General features: G+C 50.5%; 1 protein-coding gene. It reads right to left on the reverse strand.

The window, feature by feature from the left end; all coding sequences use genetic code 11:
- Positions 1 to 468 precede the first annotated feature (468 nt).
- On the reverse strand, positions 469 to 1,159 hold a 691-nt coding region (locus ACOCD2_RS21015), incomplete at its 5' end, for a restriction endonuclease subunit S (RefSeq protein ID WP_419621208.1).

Here is a 1,159-nt window from a genome sequence, read left to right on the forward strand (position 1 = left end):
AGAGTGTTTTACCCAGTTGTATTCGATCCTGTTGGGTCATTCGTTGTTTTCCTCCATCCCCGCGTGAGTCCATGGTATCAGCCGGGCGGGCAAGTATCCGGGATTACTTCCGGGGTGGTTTCTTGGCAGGTCACCAGCGTCCCGTGAGGCACGGTGACAAACGAAGCACGGTCTGACGGCGGCGCGCCATGATGGATGGCCTGCCGGAATCCTCGCAAAAAGCAGGGGATGTCGGCGTGTCCGCCGGCCAATATAGCCTTTGTTGTGTATCGCCATTATCGTTTTATGCGACACAAGGCAGTTTGTCGTCCCCTGGCGATACACAAGGACGTTCATGACACCTCCCTGCCCTCCGCGATATTGATCATCCTCGGGAAGCTCAGAATGGCTGGCCTGCGTTACCTGCGGCAACAGACCCTTGCCGTCCAGATCAGAGCGAAGAAGGCCGTTCGGCACAGAAGGTTGCATCTATGCCACATCCTGCGGGAAAAGCTGCTGCATCAGGCCTTTCTTGAGGTTCTTGAGGGCGTCGAGCTTGTGCGACTCCAGCCCGATCACCTCATCAAGGGAGGAGAGGCAGTGGGCGATTTTTTGTTGTTCGGGTAAACTGGGAATAGAAATCTTTAACTTTGATAGATTTCCTCGACTAATTCTTTTTCTAGTTGAACCAAAAGCATGAGACTCAGCCACTGACAAATACGCTGGCGTTTGACTTAGTAAGATGAAGATATAAGGAACCACTATGTTTTTATCAAATCTAACTATTGCGCAATCAACAGCGGTTATCATTCTTTCTTTTATAGCGGGAATAATGCACGCGCGACCAACAGGGTTAGGTAGCCGAGAAACCAAGCAGTCACCAGGAAAAATTTCAGTACAATTTAGCCTTTTAAAAGTTTCTTCCGAGATATACCGAGCATTATTATTCTTTTGAATGAAACCGCCTACTCCAATATTTCCAGTTTGGATTAATCTTATGCCGACGCTAGACTGATCCTTTGATTCAATCCAATTACCATCTTGCAATTCCTCGACAATCTCCCCCAACCGCTTCACCTCCCACGCCCCCGCCTCCCGAAACTCAGGAAAGCGCAGGCGGGGTGTGGTTTCGCCCTCGGCGGGGAAGAGCTGCTGCATCAGGCCCTTCTTGTGCTGTTTC

It is taken from the genome of Thiolapillus sp., assembly GCF_048562965.1.
In the GTDB taxonomy this organism is placed as follows: Bacteria; Pseudomonadota; Gammaproteobacteria; order Chromatiales; family Chromatiaceae; genus Thiolapillus; species Thiolapillus brandeum_A.